The following is a 19,386-nucleotide window of genomic DNA, read 5'->3' as shown; positions in this document are numbered from 1 at the left end:
CGATATTGCTGTGGGGGGCTTTCCTCCGCGCGATGCCTTTCAGGCGGTCTTTCCGGCGTCATCGGATCAAACCTGGGATGGAACGTGGTCGATAACAGCACATTGAACAGCCTTTCCTGCCATGAGAAGCAGGGTTTTTCCCCTGATGCCGTCATGGGCGAGGCGGCGCAGGCTGGCAGCGCATGTTGCGGTGTGCTGCCGTTTCTGATCCGGCGTGATGGCACATGGCTGTATCGTGGCAGCCCCATCGCCCGTAAGGAGCTGGTCTGCCTGTTTGCGTCTGTGCTGCGACGGGATCGGGATGGGTACAAGCTGCGCACCCCGGTCGAGGAAGGCCGGATCGAGGTCGAGGATGCGCCCTTTGTCGCGGTGGAGCTGGACTGGACCGGCTGTGGCCGCCATCAGACGCTGACTTTCCGCACCAATGTCGATCAGCTCATCACTGCCGGAAAGGACCACCCGATCCGCGTGGCGCATGACATCCTGACCTGCGAGCCAACTCCTTATCTGCATGTCAGGGATGGAGAAGACGGCGCTCCTCCGGTCGAGGCGCGGATCAGCCGGGCGGTGTATTACGAGCTGGTCGCGCTGGCGGAACCGCATGATGTCTGTTGCCGTCGGATGCTGGGTGTCTGGAGCTGCGGCACGTTTTTTGCGCTCGGCGAAATGCCGTCCCATGCGGAACAGGGATGAGGCATGGAGGTGGAAGAGACTGTCCCGCCATGCGGTATAGCCTCTGTCGGCAGATATCTCCGCACGGCTCTGGCCCTGCCGGGGCCTGATCGCGCTCTGCTGCGTCGCCCGGAGATGCTGGCGGATACCGTCTCGATGATGCGGGCTGCCGCGGTGCTGGTGGGAATCACAGAGGCCGAGGAGCCGGGTATCATCCTGACGCTGCGTGCGGCGGGGTTGAGCCATCATGCCGGTCAGGTTTCCTTTCCGGGCGGCCGGATTGATCCCGGCGATGCCTCCCCGGAGCATGCTGCCTTGCGGGAGGCGCGGGAGGAAGTTGGCCTGCTGGCGGAGGATGTCCACATTCTCGGGCGACTTGATCCGATCCTGACCGGAACCGGCTTTGTGGTGACGCCGGTGGTGGGACTGGTGCGGCCGGACTGGGTGGTGACCATTGCGCCCGCGGAAGTGGCGGCGGTGTTCGAACTGAAATTGCGTGTGCTGCTGGATCCCGATGCGCCTCGGCAGGATTGGCTGGAGGTAAGAGGCATGCGTCATCAAAGCTGGGTCTGGCCGCATGAGCAACATGTGATCTGGGGGGCGACTGCCATGATCCTGATGGAGTTATCCTTGCGGTTGCGGCAGGCGGAGGTTCATCTGGCGTCGGAGCCCGGCTTTTGACGGAGGAAAAACCGTTTCTGCATCCGTCATGGCTGGATGATCCGGCCCTGCATGATGTGCTGGCGGTTCTGCCGCAGGCGCGTCCGGTGGGGGGGTGTGTGCGGGATGCGCTGGCAGGGCGGGCGGTGGCGGATATCGACCTTGCCGTACCGATGCCGCCGGAGCAGACGCTTCAGCGTCTGGAACAGGCTGGCCTGCACGGTATTCCCACCGGGCTTTCCCATGGTACGGTGACAGCGGTGAGCAGGGGCCAGCATTTCGAGATCACCAGCCTGCGCCGGGATCTGGCGACGGATGGCCGTCATGCCGAGGTGTCTTTCACCGATGACTGGCAGGAGGATGCGGCGCGGCGGGACTTTACTATCAACGCGATGTCCCTGTCGCCGGATGGCAAGCTGCATGATTATTTCGGCGGTCTGGACGATCTGCGTGCTGGCCGGGTCCGTTTCGTAGGGCAGGCGGCGCGGCGGGTGGCAGAGGACCGGCTGCGGGCGCTGCGTTTTTTCCGCTTTCAGGCCCGCTATGGCCGGTGGGAACAGGGGGCGGAGCCGGATCCGGCGGCGATGCAGGCCATTGCCGCCATGGCCGGCGAGCTGACACAGCTCTCGGCGGAGCGTGTGTGGAGTGAGTTGCGCCGTATCCTCACCGGCCCGCATCTGGCAGCAACACTGGCGGCGATGGAGCGGACCGGTGTGTTGCCGGCGTTGTTTCCAGACGGATACGATCCCGCACCGTTGGTCGAGGCTGTTGCAAACGGCATGCCCGGTGAAGGTCTGGCGGAGGAAGCAATCCCGCGCCTCGCTTTGCTGGTGGTGGAGAAGGAAGCTCCCCGCGCATTGGCCGAGCGCCTGCGCCTGTCCGGTCAGGAGGCAGGCCGGTTGACCGCCTGCCTGGATGGTTCTGTGCCGGTGTGGAATGGAGCCGAGGATACGGTGAGCCTCCGCCGGCTGCTGGCTGATGATCCGGCGCAGACTCTGATCGATCGCGCCTGGGTCATGTTGCGCGATGGGCGGGCGGCGCATCTGACACGCCTTCTGACGCCTTTGAGTCGCCCAAACTTCCCATTGGCGGGCCGCGATCTGGTGGCGGCCGGTCTTGCCGTGCCCGGCCCGGCGCTCGGCCATTTGCTCGGCACCATCCGCACGGAATGGCGCCGCCGTGGTTGCCGGCAGGGGGATGAGGAAAAGGCGGCGTTGCTGGCTTGGGTGGAGGGTGGCCTGAAGGCGGGAGAGATTTAAATTCTACTCTTCGTCTGACACGACATAAGAACTGCTGCGTCCGGCCTGATGTTTGAAGAGAAATCCCTTTTCGGTCTGGCTTTCAAGATATCAGGCTGTTGTCGGCAATGAGAGGGAAAGGTCTTTCTGCACAAAATCGATTGTGATGTCAGGATAATAGAACGGATTATTTAATATATCCTTGCACAGCCTGCGCTTCATGCAGTTCGTCCGGGCGTTGCTCCATCAATGATTGCCAAGCATGTTCTGGATGTTTCGCTGAGGGCTGTAGCATATGGAGAGCCCAGTCTTCTCATGCCCCTTTTAAATCCTGCACCTGTTGCACAAGACGATCATACGCGTCTTTAATTCTGCATGAAGAAGTGTGAGAGAGGCAGGGTTGGTATATCTCCTGGCCTGGTTCTGTTCCGATTGTGATGCTCCGAAGGAAATCATTGGTGCCGGTGGAGCACTGGTTCAGAGAAATTAATTTCTGAAACATAACGTTCTTTGAGATTGTTAATAAGTATCAATGTGTTGTAGGCAAGAGGTTCCTCCGCGCACGCGGAGATAGACCCCGCCCTGCGCGGATCAACGCGGCTTGCTCGGCGGTTCCTCCGCGCACGCGGAGATAGACCTCACCGTGACGGAACACCGGTCTCGCTCAGCGAGGTTCCTCCGCGCACGCGGAGATAGACCCTCAGATTGTGTAGACCAATCAGATTTATGCGTGGTTCCTCCGCGCACGCGGAGATAGACCCTTGGCACTTTTAGGTCCCGCCTTGATCCGGTTGGTTCCTCCGCGCACGCGGAGATAGACCCGTTGACAGGACGGCCCATTGACTGGACTCCGGGGTTCCTCCGCGCACGCGGAGATAGACCTGGCTTCACTGCGGCGGGCGGAGCGACGGTCATGGTTCCTCCGCGCACGCGGAGATAGACCCCACGGATTGTCTTGCCAGCCGACTTTGATAACGGTTCCTCCGCGCACGCGGAGATAGACCCGGCGTTTCAACAAGCTGTGGTTCAACAGGCTGGGTTCCTCCGCGCACGCGGAGATAGACCGCCATCTGGCTGATCCCAAGGCGATACGGCTGTGGTTCCTCCGCGCACGCGGAGATAGACCCTTATTGATTTAACTGGCGTTTTTTAACATCTCGGTTCCTCCGCGCACGCGGAGATAGACCTGTCAGAAATAACGGATAGAAAATCACCGCCATGGTTCCTCCGCGCACGCGGAGATAGACCGCACAGTCGGGACAAGCGAAAAGCCTCTGATTGGGTTCCTCCGCGCACGCGGAGATAGACCACGCCCGGGCCTGTCCCGTGTCCCGCTGGTGCGGGTTCCTCCGCGCACGCGGAGATAGACCCGATATCCGCCTCGCGCCGCTCTGTGCCGTGGCGGTTCCTCCGCGCACGCGGAGATAGACCTATTGGCCAGCCGATCCATGTGCCCGCGGTGAAGGTTCCTCCGCGCACGCGGAGATAGACCCGTTGGTCGCGGTTCGGAGTCTCAGTTCAGTATGGTTCCTCCGCGCACGCGGAGATAGACCCCCAGCGGCCCTTTGTGGCCGCCGGAACTCGCAGGTTCCTCCGCGCACGCGGAGATAGACCCGCGGCCAGCATCCTAGAGGCCGAGGGTCTCCCGGTTCCTCCGCGCACGCGGAGATAGACCCGCAGGGGCTGAAGAGGGGATCACCCATTGGGCGGTTCCTCCGCGCACGCGGAGATAGACCGTCCTGCGGAAATCGCCAAGGAACAGCAATCGCGGTTCCTCCGCGCACGCGGAGATAGACCTTTTGTGTTCATTGCTGTTTGCGACCAGAGCAAGGTTCCTCCGCGCACGCGGAGATAGACCCGGCGCGTATATTCCGTCTTTGCTCCCCACGCCGGTTCCTCCGCGCACGCGGAGATAGACCGCCGCCCTGTGCGGCATTGGCGTTGTCCATCATGGTTCCTCCGCGCACGCGGAGATAGACCCTAGGCAGCACTGTCACGAGCTTTCATCCCTGCGGTTCCTCCGCGCACGCGGAGATAGACCCCGCCGAGGCCAGCCAGGTGATGGAATCGCCGGGGTTCCTCCGCGCACGCGGAGATAGACCCCACAAAGGCCGCGGGAAATCAGCGCTACCGTAGGTTCCTCCGCGCACGCGGAGATAGACCTGTATTGCAGACAAGCACTCGCGGAATTCTAAGGGTTCCTCCGCGTACGCGGAGATAGACCCTACCCACAGAAAAACACCAAGGACCGCCGCTTGGTTCCTCCGCGCGGGCGGAGAATAGATCTTCCGCATCGTATCGATCGCTACTCCCCTTCCGGGGCTGTGCAAACAGCCCCCCGGCCTGATACACCCGGGTGCATGGATGCACGCCCGCTCGATCAGGTAACGGATCAGTCGCCACCCCCACACTCTCCACTAAAGCGGAGAGGTAAAGGCGCGCGGAAGATCAACGTGGAGTTGGAGCCGACTGCCCTCGCTATGATGGGGCGGCTGTGGCGGGAGCATATCGCGCATCACCGTGTTCGCATGCTGGTGGTGATCCTGCTGACGGCACTGATGGCGGGCAGCACGGCGCTGTATCCAGTAGTGATCCAGCATGCAATCGACCTGTTCAACGCCCGTGACCGGCGCATTCTGTATCAGATTCCGGTACTGGTGCTGATCGTCACCGCCCTCAAGGGCGCGGCGATGTATGGGCAGACTGTCTCCATGCAGCAACTGGTGCTGATCGTCATCAGGGAGTTGCAGGAGCGCATGTTCAGCCACCTCGCCCATGCCGATCTGGATCGGGTGGAGCGGGAGGCTCCGGCGCAGCTTGCCGCGCGTTTTACGACCGATGCCGCCACCATCCGGGAGGCGCTGGTCCGTGCCGTCAACGGGGTGGGCGATGTGGTGACGGTGGTGGGGCTGGTCTCCTCCATGGTGTATCTGGACTGGGTGCTGAGCCTGATCGCGGCGGCGATGTATCCGCTGGCGGCGCTGCCGATCCAGAAAATCGGCAAGCGCATCCGACGTGCCTCCGGCGGTATGCAGGAGCGAATGGGGGAAACCGCCGCTCTGCTGAACGAGAGTTTCGCGCAGGCCCGCACCATCCGCGCCTACCGGCTGGAGGGTTTCGAGATCAGGCGCGCCGGAGAGGCTTTTCAGCATCTCTACAGCGCGTTGTTGCGCATGACGCGGTCCCGCGCGCGGGTCGATCCGGTGCTGGAGGTGCTGGGCGGCAGTGCGGTAGCGGTGGTGATCGGCTTCACCGGCTGGCGCGCCGCGAACGGACAGAGCAGTCTGGGCGATTTTGCCGGTTTCATTGCCGCGCTGCTGATTGCCTCCCGCCCGCTGCGTGCGCTCGGCTCGCTGAACGCGGCGGTGCAGGAGGGGGTGGCCGGGCTGGTCCGGGTGTTTGCCGTTATCGACGAGCCTGCCGCCATCAGGGACGCGCCCGGTGCGGTGACATTGCCGCAAGGGCAAGGGCATGTGGCGTTCGAGAATGTGGGATTCGTCTATGCCGATGGCCGTACCGGGCTGGACGGGCTGAGCTTCGTTGCTCAGCCGGGCATGACGGTGGCTCTGGTCGGGCCTTCGGGAGCCGGAAAATCCACCGCGCTGGCCCTGTTGCCGCGCTTGCGGGATGCGACGTCCGGCCGCGTGCTGGTTGATGGCGCGGATGTCAGGGAGGTCACGCTTGCCTCCCTGCGGGATGCCATTGCCTATGTGGGGCAGGATGCACTGCTGTTCGACGACACCATCGCCGCCAATATCGGCATCGGCCGTGAGGGCGCGGAGCGGGCGGAGATCGAGCAGGCTGCCGAGGCCGCTGCCGGAGGCTTCATCCGCGATCTGCCGGAGGGGTTCGAGACGATAGTCGGCCCCGGCGGCCAGCGCCTGTCCGGTGGGCAGAGGCAACGTGTGGTGCTGGCGCGGGCGCTGCTGCGCAATCCGCGCATTCTGCTGCTGGATGAAGCGACCAGCGCGCTGGATGCGGAAAGCGAGGCCGCTATACAGCAGGCTCTGACCAGATTGCGTCAGGGGCGTACCACGCTGGTGATCGCGCACCGTCTGTCCACCGTGCGTGATGCCGATCTGGTGGTGGCCATGGCCGATGGCCGGGTGGCGGAGCAGGGCACCCATACAGCCCTGATGGAGCAGGACGGGCTGTATGCCCGGCTGGTGCGTAGCCAGACGCTGGAGCTTTAACCCACCACACCACCGAACAGATGGCCGGTGATCGCGGTGGCAGCCATGGCGAGCACACCCCATAGCAATACTCGCATCGCCGCCCGCAGCTTCGGCGCATTTCCGGCCCATGCTCCCGCCAGACCCAGCAGCAGCAGCGCCAGCAGGGACACGGCCGAAACGGTCCAGATCACGCTTGTCTGTCCTGTGCTCTGCCCTGCCGCATTGTAGGGATCAGGGGCCAGTGTCGCTGCCAGCCATGGCAGGGCCGCACCACAGGCGAAAGAGGCCGCCGAGGCCAAAGCCGCCTGCACTGGACGGGCCGCTCCGTCCTCGCTCATGCCCAGCTCGTCCCTGGCATGGGCTGAGAGAGGATCGCGGCGCATCAATTGCTCTGCAACCTGTCGTGCGAGGGGAGCATCCAGACCGCGGATGCGATAGATCTCGGTCAACTCCTCCAGCTCTCCGTGCCAGTCGGCATCCAGTTCCTTTTTCTCCCGCGCCAGATCGGCGCGCTCTGAATCGGATTGGGAGCTGACGGAAACGTATTCACCGGCCGCCATCGACATGGCCCCCGCGATCAGAGCCGACAACCCGGCCAGCAGAATGGCGCCACGCCCGCTGCCCGGGCTGGTTGCGCTGGCCACGCCGACCATCAGGCTGGCGGTGGACAGAATACCGTCATTTGCCCCCAACACGGCGGCACGAAGCCATCCGAGCCGTTCCGTGGCATGGGTTTCACGATGTCTGATGCGGCTGCGCATGGGGATTTCCATCATTCGGGAGGATGCAAACGGCAGGAAGTCGCCGGACCGTAGCCGTCCGCCAAGGAGCTGCCCATCCGGAAGAACGGCCGAATAGATGATCGTTTGATGATCCGTAACAGGCTCAAGCGGCTTCGAAGCCCTGCGGATGTGCGCGCCGCCATGCAAGGGCGGTGGCAACAATGTCATCCAGCTCAGGGAAACGGGGTATCCAGCCGGTTTCGCTGCGGATTTTTTCTGCACTGGCAACCAGAATAGCGGGATCGCCAGGCCGTCTGGCCTCGATGCGCATCGGTACGGTCAGGCCGCTGACACGCTCGACACTGCGGATGACTTCCATCACGGAATAGCCTGCGCCATTACCGAGATTATACACTGTGCTCCCCTGATCGATCCGCGTCAGAGCCGCCAGATGCGCTTGCGCCAGATCGCTGACATGGATGTAGTCGCGGATGCAGGTGCCGTCCCGTGTCGGGTAATCATGGCCGAACACCCTTATCTCTGGCCGTAACCCCAGCGCCGCGTCGATCACCAGCGGGATCAGATGGGTCTCCGGATCATGATCTTCACCGCTGCGTCCCTGGGGATCGGCTCCCGCAGCGTTGAAATAGCGCAGGCAGGCATAGCGCAGCCCGTGAATCCGGTCCGCCCATGACAGAGCCCGCTCGATCATCAACTTGCTCTCGCCATAGGGAGAGCCGGGCTGAATGGCGGCGTTCTCGTCGATCGGCGTGTCGTCGTGATGGCCGAACAATGCGGCGGTGGAGGACAGGAGGAAGCGCGGCACTTTATGCTGCACGCAGGCCTCGATCAGTTTAAAGCCCAGTGCCGCATTCTGGTTCATGTAGAGCATCGGATCGACCATGCTCTCCCCCACCAGAGAACGCGCGGCGAAATGCAGCACGCCATCCCATTGTCCATCGGCAAGGATGGTATGAAGCATGGTCTCGTCAGACAGATCGGCGACCACGAGCCGCACGCCGGGTGGCAGAGCCTGACGGTGTCCCTGAAACAGGGAATCATAGACGGTGACTTCGTCGCCCCGGTCATGCAGTGCCCAGACCGTATGGCTGCCGACATAGCCCGCCCCGCCTGTGACCAGCAGCCGCAGGGGACGATGAGGGGAGACACCGGAAACTGTTTCATTCATCACGGAAACAAGGTCCGTTCATGCTGGTAAAAAATAAGTTGCACACCCTGTTTCTCATGCGGTGTCTGCGAGAGTGATGCAACCCCTCTGGCACTCGGCTCGCTGAGACCAGTCAAATAATGGCGATGCAGGATTTCGATTCAGGTGGTTTCCGATGCAGCGTGATCTTGCAACACTGTTGAAGGACAGGGCTCGAAAAAACGGTTTATCTGGGAAAAGGATAAAAAATAATGCGGATGATTGGAACGTGGAAATCGGGGGCAATGAGCGCTGCTTTTCTCGCGGGGGCCTTTCTCGTGGGTGTCGGTACGCTGCGTTTTGAGAGTGGCGCAGCGCATGCTGAAGCAGCGTCGCAGAAGATCGCATCCACTGATCCGGCATCAATCAAGGCCGGCACATATGTGGCTGATCCGGCGCATTCACAGGTCGCATTCTCGGTCTCGCATTTCGGATTTACGAATTACAATGGTCTGTTTTCCGATGCACAGGGGGAGTTGACCATCGATCCCGCCGCTCCGGAAAAGACGATGCTCCGTATCAGTATTCCGATCGCATCGGTGGTGACAACCAGTCAGAAACTCACTGAAGAATTGAAATCTGCCGACTGGCTGGACAGCGCAAAATTTCCGGAAGCAACGTTCGTTGCGACCAAGGTGACGCTTGCCGGCAAGGATCATGCGGTGGTGCCCGGCAATCTGACGCTGCACGGGGTTACGAAACATGTCGTGCTACGGGTTCGGCTGGTTGGCACAGGCATCAACCCGATGGATAAAAAACAGACGGTCGGGTTTGAAGCTTATACAGAACTCCATCGTGGTGAATTTGGCATCACCAAGTATCTGCCGGTCGTGGGTGATGAGGTGAAGCTGAGGATTGCCGGAGCTTTCGAGTTGAAGGAATAATAACCTTGGTTGAAAGCGCTTAAACACGATCCTTTAAGACATGTATTTTGAAAAAGCCTTGCGGTTCCCTCACTGCAAGGCTTTTTTTTGCTGCATCACATGGTTGTGAACATAGTTATACAGGCTGCTATCGCAACTTTCTCGCCCTGGTAACGTCTTGAGTGAAGGATTGCCGTCCTGAGGCGCGATGCGGGAACATCGCCGCCCGGTCCGAACGGCAACTATCCGCAAGACAACATAATCGAGGAATACGCATGTCACATACAACACATCCGGTGCCGCCCGGCCCTTATGGTGACACGGGTTGGAGCAGCCAAGATGAGTATCTGGCGCTGGATGAGCGTCGTATTCGGCTGTCCAACCGGATTTCCTGGGGCGCTGTGCTGGCAGGCGTTGTTCTCGCTCTGGTGGTGCAGGCCCTGTTGAATCTGCTCGGGATCGGTATCGGGCTGAGTTCCGTTGATGCTGCCAACAGCTCCGGTAATCCGGATGCCGATACGCTGTCCATGGCGGCGGCGGGCTGGTGGACCCTCTCGGGCATTATTGCCGCCTTTTTCGGTGGCCATGTGGCGGGTCGTTTATCCGGCACTGCAAAGCTGAATACTGCGCGGTGGCATGGCCTGGTCTCATGGGCGGCTACGACTTTCGTCCTGTTTTACATCCTGACAACCGCGGTTGGCGGCATGGTCGGTGGTGCGATCAGCACGGTGGGTAGCGGCGTGGGTCATGCGATTGGTGGTACTGCCAGCGGGATCGGTTCGATGGTAGGCGGGATGGGCAATGCGGCCGGAACGGCGGCAGCGCGCAATCCTGATGATGCAAAGCAGGCCTATAACAGTCTGGAAGCCCAGGTGCGCAGCCTGGTCAATCCGTCCGACGCGCAGACGGTGCAGAATGCCGCCGTTGCCTACGTGAAGGCAAAGCTGAACGGGAACCAGCAGGAAGCTGATCGCGCCCGTGAACAGGCCGTCAATGGTGTGGCCAAAGCGGCCAATATCAGCCCTGATGAAGCCAAGACCCGTCTGGATGCGCTGGAGCAGCAGTATCAGAAGACAATCGATGAGGCGAAGCAGCAAGCCATCGCGGCGGCAGAAGCGACTCGCAAAGCTGCAGCTCGTGGTGCAATCTTCGGTGTCATTGGTCTCCTTCTGGGGGCGGTTGCAGCCTGGTTCGGTGGCGGTGCTGGTGCACCTGAGGCGGAAGCCGTGATCCATCATAACCACGCGGTGCGTCGCGACTGATCACTGTCTGATTTATCCGGGTTCACGGAAGGCGGCGCGGGAATAAATCCCGCGCCGTTTTTTTGTTTCATCAAACAGAAGGTACCAATCGTTTTATAAAAATATTGTGCGTATGGCACGATAGCGGCAGATAAAGCCCGTTCTCCGACCCTGCTGCTTTGAAGGCCTGTAAAAATAAAATGCACCTTTCCTGGGCGCTGGATGTGTTTCTGTTTGCGGCGGCTTTTTGCGCCGGAGTGGTCGATACGGTGGCAGGGGGTGGAGGATTGATCTGCGTTCCGGCACTCGGCCTGACGGGTATGGGGACGGTGGCCGTCTTCGGCACCAACAAGCTGCAATCTGTGTTGGGACAGCTTTCTGCCACACTGAAATTCTGGCGTCAGGGAGGAATGGATTTTTCCCCTCTCCGGCGTGGTTTGCTCTGCACGGTGGTGGGAGCGCTGGCCGGAGCCATGTTGCTGCAAATTGTTTCAGAGGTTTTTCTGAAGCGTTTGGTGCCGTGGATGTTATTCGGTGTATTTCTATATTACGTGTTGTCATCTGATCGCAAGGATGTAACGGGAGAGTCCCGATTGCCGCCTCATCCATGCAAATTGCAACCTCTGGGGGTTGCCATCGGGTTCTATAACGGTTTTTTCGGCCCCGGCACTGGATCGATCTGGACCGTGGCCCTCAGCCGGACCTATCAACTGCGCATCAATGCGGCCACAATGTACGCAAATCCTCTGAACATGGCAGGCAACATTGCGGCGTTGTCGATTTTGATCAGCAGCAGCGGGGTTGATTACCGGCGCGCCCTGATCATGGGGGCAGGTTCTTTTCTGGGAGCACAGATCGGTGGCAATGTGGTGATCCACAAAAGCGCTCGTTTGTTGCGGACCGTTTTCATGACGCTGATGCTGGTCTCGATAGTCGGCAGCTTCCTCAGAGCCTATGGATAGGGATAGGCTTCCCGGCCATGAGACCGGGAAAAATGCATGCTTTGATCAATAGTTTTCCGGCACGTAAAGTTCTGTCGGCAAGGTACGGCGTTCATAATGCGGGTCGAATACCCTTTCCGGCAATGCCACTGGTTCATGTGGCACATCGCCATAGGGTATCATGGACAGAAGGTGCGCGATACAGTTCAGCCGCGCCCGCTTCTTGTCGTTGCCCTCGACGATATACCAGGGGGCTTCGGGGATGTTCGTACGTTCGAACATCTCTTCCTTCGCCTTGGTATATTGCTCCCAACGCACGCGGGATTGCAGATCCATCGGGGACAGTTTCCACTGCTTCAGGGGATCATGAATACGCATCATAAAGCGCAGCTGCTGTTCCTGATCGGTGATCGAGAACCAGTATTTTATCACAATGATGCCGGAGCGGACCAGCATACGCTCGAATTCAGGCACGTCGCGGAAGAAATCCTCCACCTGTGATTCGCTGGCGAAGCCCATCACGCGCTCCACGCCGGCGCGATTGTACCAGCTGCGATCGAACAGCACGATTTCACCGGAAGCTGGCAGATGCGCGATGTAGCGCTGGAAATACCATTGCGTGCGTTCGCGGTCAGAGGGGGCGGGGAGCGCCACAACACGCGCCACACGCGGGTTGATGCGCTGAGTAATCCGTTTGATGACGCCGCCCTTGCCGGCACTGTCGCGACCCTCGAACAGCACCACGACTTTCAGCCCATTATGGACCACCCAATCCTGAAGCTTCACCAGCTCCGATTGCAGGCGCAGCAGTTCGCGGAAATACAGCCCGCGATCGATGGTGCTTTTGCGGTGCTGACTCTGCAATGCGCGCAAGGCGGCAGGAAGGCGACTGTCGTCGATTTCCTGTTCCAGTTCTTCATCGAAATCGTCCTCAAGCTCAAGCGCCAGCCAGGATTTTTCGATAGGGCTGGAAGGGTCGTTCATAGCGGCATCCTCACGGGCTTTAGGCAGCAATGCAGACAGGATGTAGAAAAATCTGTCTGCCTCGTCCCGTGAAGCATTTGCGACGGTTTTGCCTCCTCCCGGATTGAAGAGGTCGGATCAGCGTCGTTTTTTCTCTGCCCTGAAGCGTAGCAGCCCCAGCCTGTTGAGCAGCAGACAGGCTCCCGCGACGGAGCCGAGGATCGCCATGAACGCGATATAGGTGCCGCCAGGGCCGGAGGTTCCAGGCAAACCCGTGGTGTTCATGCCGAAAATACCGGTCACCAGCGTGGGCGGCAGCAGGATGGCGGTCAGCACGGACAGGATCATCAGGCTGTGATTGGTTTCCTCGGCATTGCGGGCGGCAAGCTGATCCTGCGCGATGCGGCCCCGTTCCTGCAACGACATGACGTTGCGCTTCAGGCTTTCAAGGCGGGAGGTGACGCGGCTCATATCATGTCCGGCTTCTCCGATCCATTCAGGGGCGATCTCGGCGATTTCACCATACAGTTCTACGGTCGGCTCCACCCGGCGATACAGCAGCAGCACGGAGCGGCGCAGCCCGGCCAACTCGTCGCGTGTGACCTCATATCCTTGAAGCAGCCTGTCCTCCATATTGTCCAGTTTCAGGGCCAGCACCTTGGCAGCGCGGCTGATGCCTTCCATGATGGCCCGCATCAGATGATCCCATTGCGCGGCGGTGGTATCCAGCGATGCCTGACCATAGCCGATCACCGACGGTGCCCGCAGCGGATGCCGACGCGCCGTGATCAGCATGGTCGGCGTCATCACCAGATGCAGCACACCCATATAGGCCGGGTCCGGTTCTTCACTGACTTCATGCGCGAAATCGGGGATTGTGCCCCAGATAGCATCATTCTCTGTATCGAGATGGGAGGATTCGTTGCGATCGCACAGCAGCGCGCAAGCTTGTTCCGGCAGCCCGGGCAAAGCGCGGATGAATTCGGTGACGCGCGTATCCAGCAGATCGAGATGCAGCCAGATGGGCTTTTCCGGCACGCCGGTGGAGAAAATGGCCTCGATCTCGGGTGCGGTGAGCAGCTTGCGCGCCGTCAGATCCCTTGCTGCGAGCAGGCCATAACAGGGCGGCATTCTGGCTGGCTTATCCATAGGGGCGTCCTGAATCGGCGGTTTTTGTCTTGGCATCCCAATGGGCATCCCAATGGGCATCCCAATGGGCATCCCGAGCCTGCCTCTTGCATGAGGACAGTTTGCACTGTGCTTTTGGGATGGAATACCGGTGTAAGACAAGGCACAGATTTTTGACCATGCCGAGCCGACAAATACTCTGCCGGATGGCCAGTTTTAAGGGTTCTTTTCCCGGATAGGCAGGTTTCTGCCCTTCGTCAGTCAGTGGCACCCACCCTTGCTTCCACCGCAGCCGTCGCATCCCTTGCATCCGCTAGAGGAGGGTGAGGCGGCGGGAGAAAGACGCTCGGCCAGCGCAGGCATCACCTGCATCCGCCGCAGCAGAGCCGATACAGCCGACCAGAGCGGGGCCATGGCACGGGGGGCAAGCTTTTGCATCCAGAACAAGGCGCAGATCAGGACGGCGATCCCGGCGATGATGGACTGGAGCATGGTGGCCTCCTGGCTGGCTTCAACCGGTGAACAGGCGCGTTATACGATATGTCAGGAAAGACAGCAGATAAGCCAGTCCGAACAGATATCCGGCGCTGATCCAGACCATCTTCCAGCCCCCTGTTTCCCGTCGTATGACGGCCAGCGTAGAAAAACACTGCGGCGCATAGACATACCATGCCATCAGAGAGAACGCCGTCGCCATGCTCCATTGCGAGGAGAGCAGCGGCATCAGCTTCTCAGCGGCATGATCCTTGTCGGCGGTAATCGAATAGACGGTGGCGAGCGCACTGACCGCTACTTCCCGTGCGGCGAGGCCGGGAATCAGGGCGATGCAGATCTGCCAGGTGAATCCGATTGGCTCGAACACCAGCAGCATGGCCTGACCAATCTGCCCGGCGAGGCTGTAGTTGATTGCCGGGCCGGTTGCGCCGGGCGGTGGGGAGGGGAAGCTCGACAAGGCCCATAGCAATATGCTGACGGAGACGATGATGGTGCCCACGCGACGCAGGAAAATATAGGCGCGCTGCCACAGTTCGATGGCCAGACTACGCAGGCTGGGCAGACGATAGGGGGGCAATTCCAGCAACAGGGGTTGTTCCTCTACCGTGCCACGTTTCAGCACGCGGGCGACCAGCAAAGCGCTGAGGATACCTGCCAGATACAGCGCGAACAGAACCAGTCCCTGCAGATTGAACAGGCCCAGAATCGTATGGGCCGGGATGAAGGCGCCGATCAGCAAGGCGTAGACCGGCAGTCTTGCGGAGCAGGTCATCAGCGGCGCGATCAGGATGGTCAGCATCCGGTCCCGCGGGTTCTGAATGGTGCGGGCTGCCATGATCCCCGGCACTGCACAGGCGAAACTGGACAGCAGCGGAATGAAGGAACGGCCGCTCAGCCCGGCCGTAGCCATGAAACGGTCAAGCAGGAATGCGGCGCGGGGCAGATAGCCGGATGCCTCCAGCGTCAGAATCCACAGGAACAGCACCAGAATCTGTGGCAGGAACACGATCACGGTGCCGGCTCCGGCGATCACGCCATCGGAAATCAGGCCGCGCAACGGGCCTTCCGGCAGGGCAGTCCCCGCCACGTCGCCAAGATGGTCCATGGTATCCTGCAGGAAATCCATGACCGGCTTGGCCCAGGAAAACACGGCCTGAAACATCGCGAACATCAGCAGGGTCAGCAGCAGCATGCCCCACACCGGATGCAGCACCCAGCGATCCAGCCTTTCCTCCAGTGTCGGACGTTCCGGCGCGATGCGGGTGATACAGCGATCCAGCATGGCGCGAACCTCGGCATGCAGATCAGCATTGGCGTTGGTCAGCGGTGGTGGCGGCAGAGCGGGAGGCAGCGTATCCAGCAGGCGCAGCAGGTTGTCTGCTCCATTGCGCTGTGTGCCGATGGCGGTGACGACCGGGATTCCCAACGCCTCTGACAGCTGGGGAACATCAATATGCAGCCCCTGTTTTTCGACCGCATCCATCATGTTGATGACGGCCACCATCGGACGGCCCAGTTGCCGTACTTCCAGCAGGAAGCGCAGATGCAGGCGCAGATTGGTGGCGGCAATGACACAGAGCAGCAGATCGGGCGGATCTTCCCCCCGATACCGGCCGAGACAGACATCGCGTGTGACGGCCTCATCGGGACTGGCAGCATGCAGGCTGTAGGTGCCGGGCAGATCCAGCACCTGCACGGAACGTCCGCTTGGCGTGGTCACGCGGCCTGATTTCCGCTCGATGGTCACACCGGCATAGTTGGCGACTTTCTGGCGGCTGCCGGTCAGCCGGTTGAACAGCGCCGTCTTGCCACAGTTTGGATTGCCGACCAGCGCAATGCGCAGCGGGTGTGTGGTGGTTGACATCGGGTCCAGTCGTTACAATCGGGAAACTGAAATAACAGACGCATCAGCAAGGCAAAGGTGGGAGGAGATCATTACTGTGCGGCCAGACGGTCGCCGGGATCACTGCGCAGAATAACGCGGTCAGCCTCGGCCTGACGCAGGGCGAAGCGGGTAAAGCCGATCTCCACCGCCACCGGATCGCCACCCAGAGGGCCATGCGCGATCATCCGCACAGGTTCGCCGGGGACGAAGCCAAGCTCACACAGACGCCGGGCGATGACGTCATCCGGTCCGAGCGGCTCGATATGGTCGATGACACTGTGGCTGGCAACCGACAGCTGGGTCAGGCGCATGGGTCAACTCCTTGGCACGATGGCCATGGGATCCTTCCGCCCAGATCCAGACCAGAGCAGAAGTTGAGAATGAGGATTAGTTAAATTCTTGTCTGATGTCCAATGCGCTGCCGGGATGGGTTCCCTGCAAAAAGCCGAAAAAGCATAAAATATATTTTTAATGACAAAAAAGCGGTGCCCGGCTGGTGCACCGCCTGTTCGTTATTCCGCGAGGGTAAGGTTTTCAGGTCATGAAGCTGTATTGATTGATGCTGGTGACACCGAGCAGGGTGATATGGGTATTATCACTGAGCGTCAGGGATAGTCCGGATGTAGTCTGCTGAGCACTGGCGAGAACGGTCTGCACTGCGTTATCGCCATATCCCTGTAATTGGATAAAGTCTTTTCCGTTCTGGAAATTGCCGATGGTGACGTTTCCTCCGGCCTGTCCGTTGGCGAACAGGAACAGATCGGTGGAGGCGCTGGCCCATGCGTTGCTGGTGCCACTGCCGAAGCCGACGGCGTAGGAGCCTGTCTCGCCGACGATATTGGCATTGGCGCTGTTGGTGAAGATGGCGGCATTCTGTCCACCGAACAGGGTGGTGGCGCCCTGATCCATCACCACCAGATCATTGGTGCCATTGCTGAGAATGGTGCCGCCGCCAATGCCCCCGAACACGGTGTTATTGGCCCCCTGCGTTGCGAGCGTCACGGCACCCGTTTGGCTGCCGAGCAGCACGTTGCCATTCCCGTTGGCGAACAGTGTGCTGCCCGCGCCATTGGCAGAGAGTTGATTACCCCCGGCACTGCCGCCGATGATGGTATCGGCGCCTGTGCCACCGAAGACGGTGACCTTGCCGGCTCCGCCATTGACATTCATGGCTCCGCTGCCACCGATGACGGTGCTGGCTCCGGCTGAACTGACGAAGTTCAACTGGGTGGCATTGTTGAACACCATGGCATTACCGGAAGCCCGCACAGTTGCCGCACCCTGTGTTGCGGTAATGGTATCTTGTCCCCTGGAGTTAACGATGTTGTTGGCATTGCCGAGTAGAACCGTATTATCGCCATAGCCAGGGCTGAAGGTCGTGGCGCTGCTGCCACCAACCAGCGTGTCATTCCCGTCACCGGAAAAGACGGTCGTGAAAGAACTGCCCTGTTTGATAGTCCCTGCGGTGCCATTGATGGAAAACGTGTTATTGGCTGCGTTGAAGCCGACAGCCCCGCTCACCGGAGAGGCATTGAATACCTGATCCGTCCCGCTGCTTGATATAGTCTGTCGGGCTGTATTCTGTGCTGCCAAGGTACCGAAATCATTGGTGAACACCAAATCCCTGTTGGTCTGAACGGAGCCGATGGTAAGCAGACTTGCAAGATCAATGGTTTCTCTGCTTGTGGCTGCAGGATTGGTATCCCAGATCTTGACGGTCCATGTGCCTTGAGCCTGCTCTCCCCATAAAGCCGGAGTCGTGAGGGTATAGCCACTTTTCGGCCACGCGACATCCGAAAGGATTTTTGTGTTTGAAAGCAGCGTAACGTTGGTATGACTTGGAGATGTCAGGACAATGTTCAAGTATCTTGAGTTCGCTACTGTCAAATCAAGATTCAAGCTGACATGCTCAAGCGTCATGTTCTTGTTTATCGTGAACGTAAAGGTGGCAGGATTGCTTCCATCGCTGTTGGTTGGAATGGTAATGACTGGGGAGGGATCGTATTCTTGTCTTTCAATCTCTTCGGTGCTGGTGACACTGCGGTCCCGATAGCTTTCAGCGAGGCGCACAGCGGCACGCGCGTCGACTAGACCGAACCCATAATCCCGGTTGAACATGCTGCCGCCGCCATTCCAGTCTGCTGAACCTGTCGAAAACCATCTGTAGGCACTGCTGTCGTTTAAGCGTGCGGATTTGGCCAGAATCTGTTGTACATCTCGATAGTTCAGATTTGGATTGGCCTGCAACACCAGTGCAGCAACCCCGGAGACAAAGGGGGCTGCCGCAGAAGTGCCACTGAAACTATACGTATAATCGCCGGCTGTTCCTGTGTGAGTATTGTAGCCATCTGTACTGGTTCGGTCGGTTGTAACGTTCCCGTTGCCAGGAATGGTTGGCAATTGGTTCGTGCTGCTTCCTCCGGGTGCGCTGATCAGCAGGTTGGCGCCGGGTGTGCTGTAACGGGATACAACACCATTATTATCAATCGCGCCCACTGCAATAACATATTGAGAACTGGAAGTTCCTTCCAGCATGCTATCGTTTCCGGATGGTCTGTCATTGCCGTTAGATTTGACAAAAATCGTGCCCAGCTTATTGCGGCCCTGCAGAACCAGATCATTAAGGCCGACTGTAACAGAAGTGAAAGGTTTATCGCTTCCCCAGCTGTTGTTGACCACATCCATTTGGTTCTGAAATGCGTATTTGAAAGCGGTTTGCATCTGATTAGGTTCTGGAATGTAGGATTGGGGTATTCCTAATCCTACATGGTAGACGCCTAGCGTTACATCTGGTGCAACGCCTGAGCCTCCGATTCCGTTATTGGCAATGGCCCCTATGATCCCGGCAACGGCGGTACCGTGTTTTTCGGCCGCTTCATCGGGGCCACCGCCAGGCGAATCCAATGCAGCATCCCACGTGGCGCCAACAGCAATATTGGCCTTCAGATCTGGATGATCCAGCTGGACGCCATCGTCAATGATGCCGACACGGATGCCTTTGCCGGTATAGTAGGGCCAGATCGGAACGACATCGATATCAACGCCAATGCCTCCATTGGCTTGCCCGGTATTTTTAAGGCCCCACTGATACTGGAACAGGGGATCGTTCGGATCATTTTTAAAGGTCATTCTAATGGCCTACTGGTAATTGTTTTGTAAGAAATAAAGCTGGAAAGCTAAGTGCAGAGCAGTATAC

General features: G+C 59.7%; 15 protein-coding genes and 1 CRISPR repeat array. Of the genes, 7 read left to right on the top strand and 8 right to left on the bottom strand.

Annotation, left to right across the window (positions count from 1 at the left end; translation table 11 throughout):
* The first annotated feature begins 153 nt into the window (after window positions 1-153).
* The 4 genes from GbCGDNIH6_RS08255 to GbCGDNIH6_RS08240 all read left to right on the top strand — a co-directional run bounded on the left by GbCGDNIH6_RS08255 (window position 154) and on the right by GbCGDNIH6_RS08240 (window position 6,763).
* Window positions 154-693: a DUF1285 domain-containing protein gene (locus tag GbCGDNIH6_RS08255; RefSeq protein WP_072564468.1), complete on the top strand. Its 540-nt coding sequence runs from the start codon at window positions 154-156 to the stop codon at window positions 691-693.
* A gap of 3 nt (window positions 694-696) precedes the next feature.
* Window positions 697-1,353, top strand: coding sequence for a CoA pyrophosphatase (locus tag GbCGDNIH6_RS08250; protein WP_072563539.1), 657 nt, complete (start codon window positions 697-699; stop codon window positions 1,351-1,353).
* Window positions 1,350-2,591, top strand: a complete 1,242-nt coding sequence (locus GbCGDNIH6_RS08245; RefSeq protein ID WP_072563538.1) for a CCA tRNA nucleotidyltransferase — start codon at window positions 1,350-1,352, stop codon at window positions 2,589-2,591. Before GbCGDNIH6_RS08250 ends, GbCGDNIH6_RS08245 begins: the two co-directional genes overlap by 4 nt.
* 528 nt (window positions 2,592-3,119) lie before the next feature.
* Window positions 3,120-4,794: a CRISPR direct-repeat array (repeat unit 28 nt; unit sequence GGTTCCTCCGCGCACGCGGAGATAGACC).
* Between the two features lie 256 nt (window positions 4,795-5,050).
* Window positions 5,051-6,763, top strand: a complete 1,713-nt coding sequence (locus GbCGDNIH6_RS08240) for an ABC transporter ATP-binding protein (protein ID WP_072563537.1) — start codon at window positions 5,051-5,053, stop codon at window positions 6,761-6,763.
* Here GbCGDNIH6_RS08240 and GbCGDNIH6_RS08235 read toward each other — a convergent pair.
* Together GbCGDNIH6_RS08235 and galE are read right to left on the bottom strand one after the other, a co-directional pair.
* Entirely contained in the window at window positions 6,760-7,506 is a 747-nt protein-coding gene (locus GbCGDNIH6_RS08235) for a VIT1/CCC1 transporter family protein (RefSeq protein ID WP_072564467.1), read from the bottom strand. The two genes, GbCGDNIH6_RS08240 and GbCGDNIH6_RS08235, sit on opposite strands and share 4 nt — an antisense overlap.
* Window positions 7,507-7,630: 124 nt before the next feature.
* The gene (galE, locus tag GbCGDNIH6_RS08230) at window positions 7,631-8,656 is read right to left on the bottom strand and encodes a UDP-glucose 4-epimerase GalE (protein WP_072563536.1); all 1,026 of its coding nucleotides are present in this window, start codon (window positions 8,654-8,656) and stop codon (window positions 7,631-7,633) included.
* 263 nt (window positions 8,657-8,919) lie between these two features.
* On the opposite strand from galE, the gene GbCGDNIH6_RS08225 reads away from it, so the two are divergent.
* The 3 genes from GbCGDNIH6_RS08225 (at window position 8,920) to GbCGDNIH6_RS08215 (ending at window position 11,740) form a co-directional block, all read left to right on the top strand.
* On the top strand, window positions 8,920-9,558 hold the full coding sequence (locus GbCGDNIH6_RS08225; protein WP_081370172.1) for a YceI family protein: 639 nt from the start codon (window positions 8,920-8,922) through the stop codon (window positions 9,556-9,558).
* Window positions 9,559-9,812: 254 nt separating this feature from the next.
* Window positions 9,813-10,799, top strand: coding sequence for a hypothetical protein (locus tag GbCGDNIH6_RS08220; protein WP_081370049.1), 987 nt, complete (start codon window positions 9,813-9,815; stop codon window positions 10,797-10,799).
* A gap of 179 nt (window positions 10,800-10,978) precedes the next feature.
* A complete protein-coding gene (locus tag GbCGDNIH6_RS08215; RefSeq protein ID WP_072563535.1) occupies window positions 10,979-11,740 on the top strand; it encodes a sulfite exporter TauE/SafE family protein in 762 nt (253 codons plus the stop codon).
* Between the two features lie 45 nt (window positions 11,741-11,785).
* Here GbCGDNIH6_RS08215 and ppk2 read toward each other — a convergent pair whose 3' ends face one another.
* The 6 genes from ppk2 to GbCGDNIH6_RS08185 all read right to left on the bottom strand — a co-directional run bounded on the left by ppk2 (window position 11,786) and on the right by GbCGDNIH6_RS08185 (window position 19,319).
* Entirely contained in the window at window positions 11,786-12,703 is a 918-nt protein-coding gene (ppk2, locus tag GbCGDNIH6_RS08210) for a polyphosphate kinase 2 (RefSeq protein ID WP_072563534.1), read from the bottom strand.
* 117 nt (window positions 12,704-12,820) lie between these two features.
* Window positions 12,821-13,831 carry a transporter gene (locus tag GbCGDNIH6_RS08205; protein WP_072563533.1) on the bottom strand — a complete coding sequence of 337 codons (1,011 nt, stop codon included), beginning with the start codon at window positions 13,829-13,831 and terminating at the stop codon, window positions 12,821-12,823.
* A gap of 240 nt (window positions 13,832-14,071) precedes the next feature.
* Window positions 14,072-14,302 (bottom strand): DUF6587 family protein, encoded by a 231-nt coding sequence (locus GbCGDNIH6_RS08200; protein WP_072563532.1) that lies wholly within the window; start codon window positions 14,300-14,302, stop codon window positions 14,072-14,074.
* 19 nt (window positions 14,303-14,321) lie between these two features.
* Window positions 14,322-16,169: a ferrous iron transport protein B gene (gene feoB / locus GbCGDNIH6_RS08195; RefSeq protein WP_072563531.1), complete on the bottom strand. Its 1,848-nt coding sequence runs from the start codon at window positions 16,167-16,169 to the stop codon at window positions 14,322-14,324.
* Window positions 16,170-16,240: 71 nt separating this feature from the next.
* Window positions 16,241-16,501, bottom strand: a complete 261-nt coding sequence (locus tag GbCGDNIH6_RS08190; RefSeq protein WP_072563530.1) for a FeoA family protein — start codon at window positions 16,499-16,501, stop codon at window positions 16,241-16,243.
* Between the two features lie 223 nt (window positions 16,502-16,724).
* Window positions 16,725-19,319 carry a S8 family serine peptidase gene (locus GbCGDNIH6_RS08185; RefSeq protein WP_072563529.1) on the bottom strand — a complete coding sequence of 865 codons (2,595 nt, stop codon included), beginning with the start codon at window positions 19,317-19,319 and terminating at the stop codon, window positions 16,725-16,727.
* Window positions 19,320-19,386: the final 67 nt, after the last annotated feature.

The sequence above is a fragment of the Granulibacter bethesdensis genome, assembly GCF_001889525.1.
In the GTDB taxonomy this organism is placed as follows: Bacteria; Pseudomonadota; Alphaproteobacteria; order Acetobacterales; family Acetobacteraceae; genus Granulibacter; species Granulibacter bethesdensis_C.
This window is presented reverse-complemented; position numbering and strand designations above follow the sequence as displayed.